We start from the raw sequence: 14337 nt of genomic DNA on the forward strand, positions 1-14337 counted from the left end.
CGCGATGAACGCCCGCCTCCCCCATGTCGAACGCGCCGGCCTCGCGGACTGGCTACCCTTCGGCGCCGAAGCCGACTCGCCCGCCGAACAATTCGCCGCCTGGCTGCCCTACTCGGCCTATCTGACCGACGAGAAGCTGTTCGTCAACCGCGACGGCCTCGGCTTCCTGCTGGAGCTGATGCCGCAGTCAGGCGCCGACGAACGCATGGCCGAGGTGCTGGTGTCGCTCTACGCGACCCTCCCGCCGGGTACCGGGGTTCAGTTTCACCTGTTTGCCTCACCTCACATCCGCGAGCAGTTGTGCCGCTATGCCAACCTGCGCCTCGAGGACACGGACCAGGCCGAGAAGGCCAAGCATTGGGGCCGGCCCGCGCGCAACGACAACCTGTTCCACCGCCTGGCGCGCCAGCGCGTCGGCCATCTGCTGGGCGGCGCCCAGCGGTCGCTGACGTCGGGCTTCCACTACACGATCCGCGACTTCCGACTGATGATGAGCGTGGCGCTGCCGGGCGATGCCGGTCAGCTGAACCGCCGCGACGAACTGGTGGCGCTGCGCGAGTCGATGGCTTCCACGCTGCGCTCGGCCTCGCTGCCGAACCGTGTGTGCGACGCTGCCGACCTGATCAACTGGTGCGCGCTGTTCACCAACCCGGACCGCATCTCGCAGGCCGACGCACCGAACCTGCATTACGACGACGGCCGCGAGATCCGCGACCAGATTGTCGACTTCGACACCATCCAGGACCCGCAGCCCGGCGGCCTGATGCTGTGGAAGGAAGGCAGCGAGCATCGGCTCGAAGCGCGCTTCTACTCGATCAAGTCCTTCCCCGAACGCTTTGCGCTCTGGCAGATGGGCTCGTTGATCGGCGACCTGATGCAGCCGGCGCTGCAGTACAGCGCGCCCTTCCTGCTGACGATGGGTGTGCACGTGCTCGACCCGAACGTCACCAAGTCGGTGGTCACGGCCAACCATGTGCGCGCGACACAGAACGCACGCAGCAAGATGGCCGAGGTGATGCCCGACGTGGGCAAGAAGCTGCAAGACTGGACCGCTGCGGCCAACGCGATCGACGTCGGCAGCAGCCTGGTGAGCCTGTACCACCAGCTCGCGATCTTCTCGCCACCCGGCAAGTCGGTCGCCGCGCAGGAGACGGCGAACGCGATCTGGCGCGGCCGCGGCTTCCAGCTCAACGCGGATGTCTACATGCACCGGCAGGCGCTGCTGGCCAGCCTGCCGATGACGCTGTCCGAGCGCTTCCACCGCGACCTGGCCAAGATGCGCCGCGTCTCGCGCAAGACGATGGCCAATGCCATCCACCTCGCGCCGCTGATCGCCGAGTGGCGCGGCACGCGCACGCCGGCGCTGGTGTTCGGCGGCCGGCGCGGCCAGCTGATGACGCTGGACATCTTCGACAACGACCTCGGCAACTACAACTTCGCGATCATCGGCGCGCCGGGTTCGGGCAAGTCGGTGCTGATGAACGAGATGGCCTGGTCCTACCGCGCCATCGACGCCAAGGTCTGGATGCTGGACCTGGGCCGCTCGTTCGAGAAGCTGTGCCGCAAGGCCAAGGGCACCTACATCGAGTTCAAGCCCGATGTCGCCATCTGCCTGAACCCCTTCACCCACATCGTCGACATCAACGAAGACATCGACATGCTGGTGCCGGCCATCTCGAAGATGGCCTCGATGTCGCGACCTCTGGACGAGGTTCAGTACAAGGCCATCTCGGCGATGGTGCTCAAGCTGTTCCGCGCACATGGCAACGAGCTGACCGTCACCGCGCTGCGCGACGCCTTCAAGGCCGGCACGATCGAGGAGCTGGGCGTGCGCGAGGACCCGCGCATCAAGGACCTCGCGATCATGCTGAACCCCTATGCGCGGGGCGGCCAGTACGAGCGCTTCTTCGAGGGCCGCAACAGCATCGACTTCGAGAACGACTTCGTCGTCATCGAAAACGAGGAGCTCAAGCGCCGGCCCGACCTGCACGCGGTGGTCAACATCCTGCTGCTGCACCAGATCACCGGCGAGATGTACCTGACACGCAACCGGCGCAAGGTGCTCTTCATCGACGAGCTGAAACAGCAGCTGGGCGACATCGGTGCCGACGACCCGGTCAAGGCCGCCGTCGTCGAAGAGGCCGCGCGGCGCGCCCGCAAGTACGGCGGCTCGCTGGGCACCGCGACGCAGAGCGCCGACGACTACTACGGCTCGGCGCAGATGGAAGCGGCCTTCAACTGCTCGGACTGGGTGTTCCTGCTGCGCCAGAAACCCGAGTCGATCGAGATGCTGGACCGCCAGGGGCGGCTGTCGATGGACGAGCCGAAGAAGCGGCTGCTGAACTCGCTGCGCACCGAGCCGGGCGTGTTCTCCGAGGTCTACATCTCGTCGCCCGTTGGCGAGGGTGTGGCGCGCAACATCCTCGATCCGGCGACCCACCTGCTGTTCTCGAACAAGCTCGAGGACAACGCACCGATCGACGAACTGCGTGCACAGGGCTTGTCGATCGACGAGGCGATCGCGGAGCTGCTGCGTCGCCGGGGTCATGCGTCATGAGCCCGGGCCTGAAGTCTGCGCTGCTGAACGCGGGCATGGCCTGCGCGATCGTGCTCGGCACGCTGGCCGCCTATGACCGCGTCGTGGTGCGACCGGCGCAGCTGATCGGCGTGGTCGATGTCGCCGAGGTCTACCGGCAGAAGGAAGCCGAGTTCACGCTGATCCTGACGCGCGCCGCGAGCGACGGCGAGCGCGAACAGGCGATGCGCATGGCACGCAGCTTCGCGCAGCGCCTGCCGCTGGCGCTGGAGGAACTGCCGCGCGACTGTGGCTGCCTGGTGGTTCTGAAGACCGCCGTCGCTGCGCCCGCGCCGCGGACCGTCGACCTGACGGCGCACCTGCGTCGCAAGGTGGAGGCGCCATGACCCGCCATATCGACCGCCTCCGCGCAAGCGCCCGCGACTTCGGCGCGCACCTGCGCCAGCGCTGGTACCTGTACCTGCCGGTCTTCGCGATCTGGGGCTTCGCCTACACGCGCCTGTTCATCGACCCGACGCCGCGGCTGCCGGTGCTCTTCAACTGGACACCGAGCCTGCCCTGCCGGGTGGCGCTGCTGCAGTACGGCCCGAATGCGCTCAAGCGCGGCGACTACGTGGTGTTCGCTTTCGACGGCGAGGCCCAGGCGCGCTATCCGGGTCTGCGCGGGCAGCCTTTCTTCAAGATCGTGCGCGGCTTGCCCGGCGACCGCATCACCGTCGAGGGTCGCGCCGTCGCGATCAACGGCGAGATCGTCGGCCAGGCCAAGACCCACACCCACGACCGGCAAGCGCTCGAGCCGATCCTTGCCGCCGTGATTCCCGCCGGCCACTACTACGTGCAGGGCACCAGTCCGGACTCCTTCGACTCGCGCTACCGGGCCAGTGGCCTCGTGCGCGCAGACCAAGTGCTCGGCACTGTGATCCCGCTGTTCTGACGAGGCACGGCGATGCAACACGCTCGACACCTTGCCGTCACCCTGGTGGCCCTGTTCGCTCTCGCAGCGGCTGGACTCGGTTCTGTACGCGCTCAAACCTCACCCGCACAGCCAGGTACTCCCGGGACCGGCGAGATGCCGATCGAGGACTACCTGGCACTGCTGGCGCGCATCGCGCCGGCCGCTCATGACGGTGCGCGTGCGTACCGGCAGGCCTGGTTGCAGCGCTGCGGCCGTTCGTTGACGACCGCGGAACTGCGCGTGGCGATGGCGGTGGGAGACGGCAACCCGGTGCTGATGGGGATGATCCGGGCGAGCCATCTGCGTGACCCTGCGGCACTTGCCGCTCTGGCCTCCCAGATCGACTGCACGCGGGGTGCGCGATGAGTCGGGCCGCCACGTCGTTGCTGGTCGCGGCCTTGTTGATCGTCGGTAGCAAGGCCGGCGCGGTCGACCTCGGCACGATCGGGCCAACATACGAGATCGCCGAGCCGCACTTGCTGGCCTTTATCGAGCGGCGGCTTCGCGAGAAGGAGCGCAGAGGTGAGCTGCAGCGGCTCGCGGAAGCGGCGCGGACTCGCGGCATCGACACCGTCCGCCAGCCGCCGCCGGTCGAAGGCTTGCGCACCACCGAGCGCCCGCGCACCTTCTACGTCGATCCGAGCTTCACGCTCGATCGCAACATCATCGACCCGCAGGGCCGCCTGATGTTCGCAGCAGGCACGCGCAAGAATCCGCTCGAAGTGGTGTCGCTGTCACGGCATCTGCTGTTCTTCGACGCTCGCGATCCGCGGCAGGTGAAGCACGCCCGCGAGCTCAGCGGGCGCTATGCGGGCCGCATCAAGCCGATCCTGACGGGAGGCTCCTACCTCGACCTGATGAAGGCCTGGCGTGTGCCCGTGTACTACGACCAGGCCGGGACTCTGACCCGCCGCTTCGGCATCCGCCAGGTGCCCGCGCTGGTTTCGCAGGACGGGCTGCGCCTGCGCATCGACGAACTGGGGCTGCCATGAACCTCGGCCGACACCTGCGCGCATGGACTGCGACGCTGGCCGCCGTGTTCGCAACCGCACCCGCCATGGCCGGCGACAGCCTGACTTGCACCGGCCGGTTCCCGAACCCCATCACCGACATCTGCTGGAGCTGCATCCTGCCGATCACGCTGGGCGGCACCACGCTGGCCAACTTGAACGGGCAGGAAGACATCGCCAATCCGTCCAGCCCCGTCTGCAGTTGCGGCGTGAACCCGACCGTCGGCCTGTCGATCGGTTTCTGGGAGCCGGCGCGCCATGTCGAGGCGGTGCGCAAGCCCTTCTGTCTGGCGTCGCTCGGCGGTGTCGACCTGGACCCCGGTATCGATGCACCGACCGCCGCCCGCTTCACGCGGCCGGAGGGCGACGGTGACGGCGGCAGCTTCTACCAGGCGCATTTCTACATCAACCCGGTGCTGTACTGGCTGGAGGTGGTGACGGACTTTCCGTGCCTGGAACGTGGCTCGTTCGATCTGGCTTACCTCACCGAAGTCGACCCGCTGTGGAACGACGACGAGCTGACGCTGATCCTCAACCCCGAGGCGGTGCTGTTTGCCAACCCGGTGGCCGTGGCCGCCTGCGCTGCCGACTGCGTCGCCGCCACGGCCGGCATGGGCATCCCCGAGATGTTCTGGTGCGCAGGCTGCCAGGGCGGCCTCTACCCGCTCGACGGCCATGTGCCCTACCACCTCGGCGGCGTGCGCACGGCGGCGCTGATCGCCCAGCGCTTGACCGCCAAGATGCACCGCGAGCTGCTGGCCTGGGGCTGGCACGGGAGGGCCGGGCTGTGCGGCCCCTACTTCCTGCCGGCGATGGACAAGACCGCCTACAAGACCCAGCTGACCTACCCGGTGGCGAACACGACCAAGGACGGCGGGCGCTGCTGCCAGCCCTTCGGCCGCAGCACCATCGTCTGGGGCGCCGGCAAGGAGTACCCGGTGCGCGGCGAGGACTTCGCCTTCATGTTGTTCCGCAAGAGGAACTGCTGTGTGGGTTACTGATTCCCTTCGCCTTGCCGTACTCGCGGCCGGCCTCCTGCTCACCGCCGGAGCCGTGTGTGCGCAAGCCCCTGTCGGTCTGCCGCCGGTCAAAGTGATGCCGCGGATCGACGCCCTGCCGGCGCCGGCCACGCAAACGCCGGTGGACCTGGAGGCGCTGGCCCGGGGATTCGCGGGCGCTGCGGGGTCACCCACGCTGCCGGGAGCCGACGAGCCACGCCTGCTCGTCTTCATCAGCCTGGCCATGCCGGAGGCCGCGCTGTCGCGCCTTGTGGACCAGGCAGCTCGTGCCCGGGCGCAGTTGCTGCTGCGCGGGCTATCCGAAGGGTCGCTGCCACGCACCGCAGCGCGGATACAGCAACTGATCGGCACGCGGCCGGTGGCCGTGCAGATCGACCCGCGAGCCTTCGATCGGTATGCGATCCAGCGCGTGCCCGCCTTCGTGCTCGCCCGGGCCGGCGGAACGGACACCGCCTGCAGCGGCGAGCAATGTGCGCGGTCCGACGACCATGTCGTAGCGGCGGGTGATGTCAGCCTCGACTACGCGCTGGACCACTTCCAACGTTCGGCGCCGGCCTTCGCGAAGGACGCCGGCCGTTTCCTGGCCCGACTCGGCCGCCGGGAGTGATGCCATGCGCAAGCTGATCGCCTGTTTCACCGCGTTCTGCGTGGCCGTGACGCCGGTCGCAACGCCCGCCGGCCCGCACGAAGAAGGTGTGGCGGCGGGTCAGTCCGCCAACCCGGCCGCCCGCGCCACCGTCAACGCGCCCACTGCCACCAGCGTCGTGCCGGGCTACACCGCGGCGCCACCCGAATCCGGGTACTACCGGCAGCCCAACCTCTCGTCCCAGGGCAGCGCGCGGCTGTCACTCTGCGCCACGCTGCCGAACGATCCGGTGTGCCAGGCGCAGCGCGGTGCGATGGGATCGGCGAACCTGCCCCGTCCGGCCATCGGGCCCGGCGATCCCTCGGTGTCCGCGGCGCAGGGCATTGCCCGCGCGCCTTCCAGCGTGCTCCAGAACCTCGCGTCGTACTACAGCGGCTGCACCACCACGACAACGGCCGTCCCTGCAGGCACGCAGACCCGCAGCTGCCTGCGCTACGAAGGCATCGGCAACTACCGCTGCACGCGCAGCCTGACCGTCGGCATTGAACGAAGCACCAACTGCACGCCCGGTGACTGGTTCGCCCAGGCCAGCGCCGGCCGTACCGGCGTGGACGTGCAATGCCTGCCCGACCGCCCGGAGACGGCGCAGCACTTCCGCATCACGCAGGACGCATCGCCGCTGGCCTTCTTCGACGTCGACATGACGACACCGGTGCTGTTCCCGCAGATGGTCGCGGTGCTCGACACGAGCTACTCCTGGAGCACTGGTACCGAGATCCGCACCGGCGTCTGGGTCGCCGACAAGGCCTGCTCCGGCGACGCCTGCGCCCTGACGGCCATGATCGCGGCCGAGCGGGCCGAAGTCTGCACTGGCGGCGGTGACTCCGGCTACAGCTGCACCAGCGTCGAACCCTTCCTGAGGCGCTATGCCGCCTGCCCGGCCGGCACGCAAAGTGGCGACTTGATCCAGGACACCGTCTGCCAGGGCGACAGCGGCTGCACGACTTCGGCGCTCGACGGCACGCGCTGCTATGCGCCGGCCGGTGGCGCCACGGCGCTCGTCGGCTACGACGTGACGGGCAGCTTGCCCGGCTACTACTGGAACCTCGACAGCGAGCGCAGCGTCGTCGGCTGGGATCCGAATCCTGCCTACGGCCCGATCCCGACGATGCGGCTGTCGTACACCCGGCCCCGCACCACCATCACCGAAACCGACCGCTGGGACGACCAATGCCCCACCGTCGCCGACGGCAGCCGCTGCACCGTTCAGACCGCGGCCGTGTGCACCGATGGCCCGGCGACGAAGGTGATCGACGGGGCATCGGTAACCCGCGACTGCTGGCAGTACGAGAGCACGATGAACTGCAGCGGCACGGCGCCGGGCAGCCAGTGCGGGCCGCTGGTCGCCGCCGGCTGCACGCCCTCGGGTTCGGTCTGCCGGCGCAGCAATGCCAGCACCGGCGCCTGCGAGGTGCACGAGGACAGCTACAGCTGCCCGGTGCCGGCACAGACGGTGACCAGCGCCAGCAACTGCCCGTCGAACGTCTTCTGCCTGCAGGGCAATTGCTACGACATCAGCCACGCGAACGATGCCGACTTCGCGCGCAGCATGTCGATGCTCGAGGCCGCGCGCGAAGCCGGTGTCTACCTCGACACCGACCGCATGCAGGTGTTCAATGGCGAGGACAACCGCTGCCGCGACCGGCTGCTGAGGAACTGCTGCTACGCCGACAACGCGGGCGCTGGCATGACCAACCAGAGCCTCTTCGGCACCGGCTCGCGGCTCGTGTACGACGTGCTGATGAACGCGGAGAACCGCCAGTTCATCTACCAGGGCATGTCGGCCCTGCTGATGGGCGGCGGCTTCAGCGGCACCTTCACCACCTACGGCGTCACGGTCGCCGTCAACGGCGCGGCACTGCCCGCGGGATCGGTCGCGGTGTACTCCGGCCAGAGCCTGGTCGTGGCCTTCGATCCATGGTCGCTCGTCATCGCCGTGATCATTTACGTCGTGATGTCGGCATCCTCCTGCGACGAGGAAGAAGGCAAGCTCGCGATGAAGGAAGGTGCCGGCCTGTGCCACGCCGTCGGCACCTACTGCTCGTCCTGCATCCGGGTCTTCGGCTCCTGCGTCTCGTGCATCACGCACACCACGCGCAAGTGCTGCTTCAACAGCATGCTGGCCCGCATCGTCAACGAGCAGGGCCGAACGCAGGTCGGCAAGGGCTGGGGCAGCGCGGAGAACCCGGACTGCTCGGGCTTCACCGTTGCGCAGTTGCAGTCGCTGGATTTCGCGGCGATGGACCTCAGCGAGTTCTACGCCTCGCTGGTGCCGACCCTGCCCAACGTGGCGACGCTTCAAGGTCAGAGCGGTAGCCGCATCCCGACCTGCTACTACGGCCAGGGGAGGTGTCAATGAGCCGCGAGCACGTCGGTAAGGCATTGCCGCTGGGGCTTGCCATGGCCCTCTTCTCGTCCGTGTCCACGGCCCAGGAACGCCTCCCAGTGCCCGATGCGCGTCCGCTGCTGCTGGCGGCCATCGATGCACCGGACGGGCGTGCGCACGGCTTGCTGTCAGGACCGATGGCGGACGCCATCACGGCGCGCTTCAAGGCCACCTCGCCGGTCTACATCGACGTGAGCACGGAGCGCCGCTATGCGCAGCCGGGCTGCCGGCGCCTGAAGGTGAGCTTCTGGCAGGACGGCGTTCAGCTTCCTGGAGAGCCCAGCGCTCGCCGACGGACCATCGACTTCGGCATCAACTACTGCCGCGACGGCCTGCCGCCGCGTTCGCTGTCCTGAGGCGCGCGATGCACAGCATCCATCGGTTGATGTTGCTCGCTCTGCTTGCGGCTTGTGCTGCGCCAGCAGTGAGCGGTGCCGCAAACGAGTCACCTCGGTTCTGGGGCGACACCTGGCGTGGGTGGCACTTCTACGAAGACCCGACCCCGGAGCCCGAGCCCCCTCGATCCGTGCCGCCAAAGCCCACGAGGCCGCCCGTCGTGGCCCGCGATTCACGGCGCGAGCCCCGGCCGCCAGAACTCGCGGAACTCGATCGCTTGCGCCAGCGGGTCGAGGACCTGCGCGGCATCGCCGTCATGCGGCCCACCGAGGCCAACGTGCGGCGCTACATGGAACTGGAGGCCAAGGTCGTCGCCCAGGCTTCGACCTTTGCCGACGTGGCGCAGCGGGTCGCCTGGACCACGCCCGAGCTCGATCCCTCGCTGCAGGGACGCCCGGTCAACGCCAAGGCGCTGGAAGTCTTCGAGGCCCAGCAACTGGGCGAACGCTCGCGCTCGATCGCCGAGTTGGGTCGCGACTATGTGCTGCTGTTCTTCTTCCGCGGCGACTGCCCCTATTGCCACGCCTTCGCGCCGACCTTGGAAGCGTTTCAGGGGCGCCACGGCATCCGCGTCGAAGCGGTCAGCTTGGACGGCGGCGCGCTGCCGGGTTTCGCGTCAGCGCGCCGCGACAACGGCGCGGCCACCGCGCTGCGCGTGGCCCAGGTGCCCGCTGTCTACCTGGCTCAGCCCTTCACCGGCCGCATCGTGCCAATCGGCTTCGGTGTGCTGTCCGAGTCCCAACTGCTCGAGCGCATCTCGGCCGCTGCGGCGCCGGCCTTCGAGGCCATGGTGCCCAGCGCCGTGCGACAGCTCGGAATGCCCTGATCCCGTTCCCCGGAGGATCGTCATGCCCAACCGCCAATCCCAGCGCATCTGCGCCGCCCTCGTCGCCCTGGCCACCGCATTGCAGGCCGGGGCGGCACGGGCCGGCGACCTCAACGCCGAGGTGAACATCATGTTCAACAACCTGGGCACGATCGGGAACTACACCGCCCCGGGCGCGTTTCGCGGGCAGACCTTCAACACCTATACCGGCGGCAGCCTGTTCATGCGCTCGCCGAACAAGGTCTACCAGCTCGCCGCGATCCAGTTCCCCAGCGCCAAGGCCGGCTGCGGCGGCATCGACGTCTTCGGCGGCTCGTTCTCGCACATCTCGGCCGAGGAGTTCAAGAACATGCTGCGCAACATCACGGCCGCGCTGCCGGGCATCGCCTTCCAGCTCGCGCTGGAGTCGGTCTCGCCGCTGTTGGGTGGCCTGACAAAGTGGGCGAAGGGCCTGGAGACCTGGATCAACAACGCGCGCATCAACTCCTGCGAGACCGCCAAGGCCATCGTCAGCACGGCGGCCGAGGCCACGGGCTACAGCTCGCAGGAGGCCTGTGGCGACCTGGCGATCGAGATGGGGCTGGAAAGCGACCGCGACGCGGCCCGTCGCCGATGCGCCAGCGACCGGCCGAGCATCCTGGCCTCAGCGCGCAGTTCCGCAGATCCAAACGTTCGAAACAAGGCGCCTTTCGTCGGCAACCTCACCTGGAAGGCTCTGCAGCGCACCGGCACGGCGTTGGACGACGCCGAGCGCGAGCTGATCATGAGCATCGTCGGCACTGTCATCTTCCATCCGGAGAGCGCGAACCGCGACCCGGAGCCTGTGCCACCGACGATCACCTCGATCAGCCAGTTGCTCTACGGTCAGGCGGCCGCGACCGGCACCAACGTCACCCAGCACCTGCTGCGCTGCAACGACTACACGAACTGCGACGTCGTCTCACTGAACACGAGCTACACGCACACGCCCTTCACGGCCCGGGTCGAAACCATGATGCGGTCGATCGCCGACAAGATCGCGACTCGCACCGCGATCCCGAACAACTCGGCCGAGGTCGGCTTCGTCAACCAGACCACCGAGCCGGTGTACCGAATGCTGTCGATCGGCGCGACGATTCCCGGCTCGGGGCTGGCCGACAGCCTGATCGGCCAGTACCGCGATGTGATCGCAGCCGACTATGCCTACGTCTTCCTTGAGAGGAACCTGCGGCTCGGGATGGCCGCGCTCGACAAGGACTACACGCTCCAGCAGAACCAGCGTGAACTCGCCAACCAGGTGCGCCAGCGTGCCCAGGCCATGCTGCTGCAGTTGTCGCAGGAGAAGAACCTGCTGTACCAGAAGGTCGGCTCCTTCCGCGCTGTGTCCAGCCACCTGGAGCAACTCGAACGGCAGCTGCGCTCGAGCATGCCGCAGCACGTGATGGACATGCTGGGGCAGCGCGCGGCCTACGTGGCCCGGTAGCCCGCACCGATGCCTCGAGGCGGCCATGTGGGAGATCTTCGCCTACCAGAACGCGGACAGCCTGTTCGGCATCTTCAATGCCGCGGCAGCCATCCATGCGTCGAGCGACTACGCGGCTGCCGTCGCGGCGGTGGCCTTCTGCGGCTTCATCGCCGCCCTGGTTGCCTACGCCTTCGCCCCGGACAAGCTGCAGGGCTGGAAGTGGCTGGCCACCGTGCTGCTGGTTTTTTCGGTGCTGATCGTTCCCCGCGTGACCGTGGGCATCGTGGACAAGACCGGCGGCTCAGCGGTCAAGGTGGTTGCCAATGTGCCGTTCGGCGTCGCCATGCTCGGCAGCATCACCAGCACCATCGGTCACACGCTGACCGGCCTCTTCGAGACCGCGTTCCAGGTCATCCCCGGTGCAGGCGCGATGCCTGCCGAACTGAGCTACGAGCGCAACGGCCTGATGTTCGGCAACCGCCTGATCCGCGAGACCGGCAACGTGGTGTTCCAGGACCCCACCTTCCGCACCGACCTGATCAACTTCATCCACAACTGCACGATGTACGACCTGATCGACGGCACCGTCGATCCGGCCACGTTCTCCACCTCCGACGATGTGTGGGCGCTGATGGCCACGCCAAATCCGGCCCGCTTCAGCACGGTGACCGGCGCCGCCGGCGCGGTGACCGTCGACACCTGCCCCAATGTCTACGGCAACCTGAACGGCCGCCTGCCGGCGCAGGTCACCCGCATCGAGGGCCGGCTGGCCTTCCAGCTCAACCCCACGCTGCCCAGTGCGGCGGCGACGGCGGCGATCGCCGGCCAGATCCAGCAGGCCTACATCCGCAACAGCATCGCAACAGCAGCCGCGACGGCAACGGACCTGATCCGGCAGAACGCCGTGCTCAACGCCATCAGCGACACCAGCAACATCATCGGCCAGAAGGTGAACGACCCGGCGGCGATGGTGCTCGCGGTCGGCCGGGCGCAGGCGGTGGCGCAGCAGAACGCGACCTGGATGAACTACGGCAAGGTCGCCGAACAGTCGCTGCCAGTGTTCCGCAATGTCATCGAGGCGCTCACCTACGCCCTGTTCCCGCTCTTCGTGCTGCTGCTCCTGTTGACCAGCGGACGCGAGTCGATGATCGCTTTCAAAGGCTATGCGGCCATCCTGATCTGGATCCAGTTGTGGCCGCCGCTGTACGCGGTGCTCAACTACATGGCCTCGGTTTACGCCGCCTACGACCTGGCCGCTGCATCGGACCTGGGCACGGGCACCAAGGCCCTCGCACTGCAAACCGCATCGACGATCTACTCGCGTGCAATCTCCGGCGAGGCCGTGGTCGGCTACCTGGCGATCAGCATCCCCTTCATCGCCTGGGCCGCGCTCAAGCGCATGGAGAACTTCGGCACCGCGCTTGTCGGCGGCTTGTCCGGGCTGCAGGGCATGCTGGCCGGCAGCACCGCAGGGGCCGCCGTTGGCAACGTGTCGATGGGCAACGTCGCGATGGATCAGTTGCAGCTGGCACCGAATCGCACGTCGGCGTTCATGAGTTCCTGGCAGAGCGATCTGAGCGGCAACACCTTCACGTCGAGCGCGCTCACCGGACGCACGGCCGCGAACCTGCTGCGGAATCAGGGCTTCGCCTCGCGCGTGGTATCGATGCGGGTCAGCGAGCAGGACGTGAGCGAGGCCAGCCGCCAGGCAGACGCAGCGCGGGGCGAGATGGTGTCCGCTAGCAACGAACGGTCCACCGTCCTGACCGAGGCCTTCACCAAGGGGCTGGCAAAGCTCAAGTCCTCGCGCAGTTCGTCGGGCACCTCGACCAGCAGCTTCGAGCAACTGGGCGAGACGCTGACGCGGCTGGACCAGATAACCAAGAGCGTCGCCGACAACACCGGGCTCACCCAGTCGCAGGTCGCGCGTATCGCGTTCGGCGCTTCCGGCCGCCTCGGCTTCAACGCGGGTGTAGCGGGAGCGCAGGTCGATGCCAGCGCGGACAAGGCCTACATGAGCGGCCTCTCCGCGGAGCAGAGGAAGATGCTCGGATCCATGACAAGCGACCAGATCGCCGAGTTCAAGCAATTTGGAGATCGCGTCTCGCGTGACGCCACGTTGGTCAGCGCGATGTCCGACGATGCGCGCCAGGCACGGGAACTGGGGAGCCGCCTCGCGACGACCGCGTCGCGGGCCCAGCAGGCTCAGGCCTCGTACGGCGAGCGCAGCGCATTGGCTGAGCGCGTCTCCGAGGCGCGCGAGCGTGGCGAGTCCATCGCCATCGACATCGCCCAGGATCCGTACAACCTCGCAATGTTCCTGCGCTACGCCGAGCGCTACGGCGGCGACAGCGCGGCGGCTGCCACATTGCTCGACGCGGAGCTGGCGCGACAGGCACTTCGTCCGTCGCGCAGCTTCTCCGACGGCGCCTCGCTGCCCGCGTCCTTCCATGATCTGCGCGATCGGTGGGCCGCGTCGGCGTCCGATCCCGCCTTGAATCCCGACTTGGCCGCGCGCAATGCCCAGAACCGCGGCGCCGTTGCGCGCGGACTCGGGAGCGACCCGCCAACCATCTCCGAGCAGGTGCGACCCAGCCTCAGACCGGAGGTCGGCCTGGGTGGGTCAGCCATCCGCGAGCAAACGGACCGGTCGCGCCGAGGATTCGACGCCGAGACAGAAGTGAGTCGGTCAGCGGACGGGACCGTCTCTACCAAGAAGTCGCTGCTTCTCCAGTCCGGGCGCCAGGTTGCGGCTGATGCCGGGGCCACTCTGGACGAGGCCAAGGACGCGGTGAAAGGAGTGCTCAGGAAGAAGTAGAAAGCGGCAGGGTTGACGAACCATTTGCGCCGGGCCTGGGCTCTCGTTGGCCTACATGGGTGGACGGCCTTTGTCGCGCCAGAAGTTAGCCGCGATGTCTGCCGTCGTCGTGCCCATGCCTGGAATCTCTCGGCGCTCCGTGGCTCGTCGCCCCAGCCTGATCACGGCGCCACCCAATGCGGCCCCGACGAGCGCGCCAAGCCCTGCCATGACCACGCGAAGACCCCAGTCCCCGTTGATCGCAGCGACAACGCCAACCAGGGCGCCAGCCCCGACGAGAGTGAGAAAGATGGCCTTCCGT

The 14337-nt window shown here is 68.0% G+C and carries 12 protein-coding genes; all 12 read left to right on the top strand.

What is annotated here, in order from left to right; all coding sequences use genetic code 11:
* The first annotated feature begins 4 nt into the window (after positions 1-4).
* The 12 genes from traC to AB7E83_RS04185 all read left to right on the top strand — a co-directional run bounded on the left by traC (position 5) and on the right by AB7E83_RS04185 (position 14036).
* A complete protein-coding gene (traC, locus tag AB7E83_RS04130) occupies positions 5-2557 on the top strand; it encodes a type IV secretion system protein TraC (protein ID WP_428565651.1) in 2553 nt (850 codons plus the stop codon).
* A complete protein-coding gene (locus AB7E83_RS04135; protein WP_428565653.1) occupies positions 2554-2922 on the top strand; it encodes a hypothetical protein in 369 nt (122 codons plus the stop codon). The genes traC and AB7E83_RS04135 overlap by 4 nt, the downstream gene beginning before the upstream one ends.
* On the top strand, positions 2919-3470 hold the full coding sequence (gene traF, locus AB7E83_RS04140; protein ID WP_428565655.1) for a conjugative transfer signal peptidase TraF: 552 nt from the start codon (positions 2919-2921) through the stop codon (positions 3468-3470). Before AB7E83_RS04135 ends, traF (AB7E83_RS04140) begins: the two co-directional genes overlap by 4 nt.
* A gap of 135 nt (positions 3471-3605) precedes the next feature.
* Positions 3606-3857, top strand: coding sequence for a hypothetical protein (locus tag AB7E83_RS04145; RefSeq protein ID WP_428565657.1), 252 nt, complete (start codon positions 3606-3608; stop codon positions 3855-3857).
* Between the two features lie 17 nt (positions 3858-3874).
* Positions 3875-4483, top strand: a complete 609-nt coding sequence (traW, locus tag AB7E83_RS04150) for a type-F conjugative transfer system protein TraW (protein WP_428565659.1) — start codon at positions 3875-3877, stop codon at positions 4481-4483.
* Positions 4480-5502 carry a TraU family protein gene (locus tag AB7E83_RS04155; protein WP_428565661.1) on the top strand — a complete coding sequence of 341 codons (1023 nt, stop codon included), beginning with the start codon at positions 4480-4482 and terminating at the stop codon, positions 5500-5502. The genes traW and AB7E83_RS04155 overlap by 4 nt, the downstream gene beginning before the upstream one ends.
* A complete protein-coding gene (gene trbC, locus AB7E83_RS04160) occupies positions 5489-6127 on the top strand; it encodes a type-F conjugative transfer system pilin assembly protein TrbC (RefSeq protein WP_428565663.1) in 639 nt (212 codons plus the stop codon). The genes AB7E83_RS04155 and trbC overlap by 14 nt, the downstream gene beginning before the upstream one ends.
* 4 nt (positions 6128-6131) lie before the next feature.
* Complete coding sequence (gene traN, locus AB7E83_RS04165; protein WP_428565665.1) at positions 6132-8525, top strand: type-F conjugative transfer system mating-pair stabilization protein TraN; 2394 nt, start codon at positions 6132-6134, stop codon at positions 8523-8525.
* Positions 8522-8908, top strand: coding sequence for a hypothetical protein (locus AB7E83_RS04170; RefSeq protein WP_428565667.1), 387 nt, complete (start codon positions 8522-8524; stop codon positions 8906-8908). Before traN ends, AB7E83_RS04170 begins: the two co-directional genes overlap by 4 nt.
* Before the next feature lie 29 nt (positions 8909-8937).
* Complete coding sequence (gene traF, locus AB7E83_RS04175; protein ID WP_428566149.1) at positions 8938-9774, top strand: conjugal transfer protein TraF; 837 nt, start codon at positions 8938-8940, stop codon at positions 9772-9774.
* A gap of 22 nt (positions 9775-9796) precedes the next feature.
* Complete coding sequence (locus AB7E83_RS04180) at positions 9797-11236, top strand: conjugal transfer protein TraH (protein ID WP_428565668.1); 1440 nt, start codon at positions 9797-9799, stop codon at positions 11234-11236.
* Positions 11237-11261: 25 nt separating this feature from the next.
* Entirely contained in the window at positions 11262-14036 is a 2775-nt protein-coding gene (locus AB7E83_RS04185; RefSeq protein WP_428565670.1) for a conjugal transfer protein TraG N-terminal domain-containing protein, read from the top strand.
* Positions 14037-14337 lie beyond the last annotated feature (301 nt).

This window comes from Ramlibacter sp. (genome assembly GCF_050250995.1).
In the GTDB taxonomy this organism is placed as follows: domain Bacteria; phylum Pseudomonadota; class Gammaproteobacteria; order Burkholderiales; family Burkholderiaceae_C; genus Ramlibacter.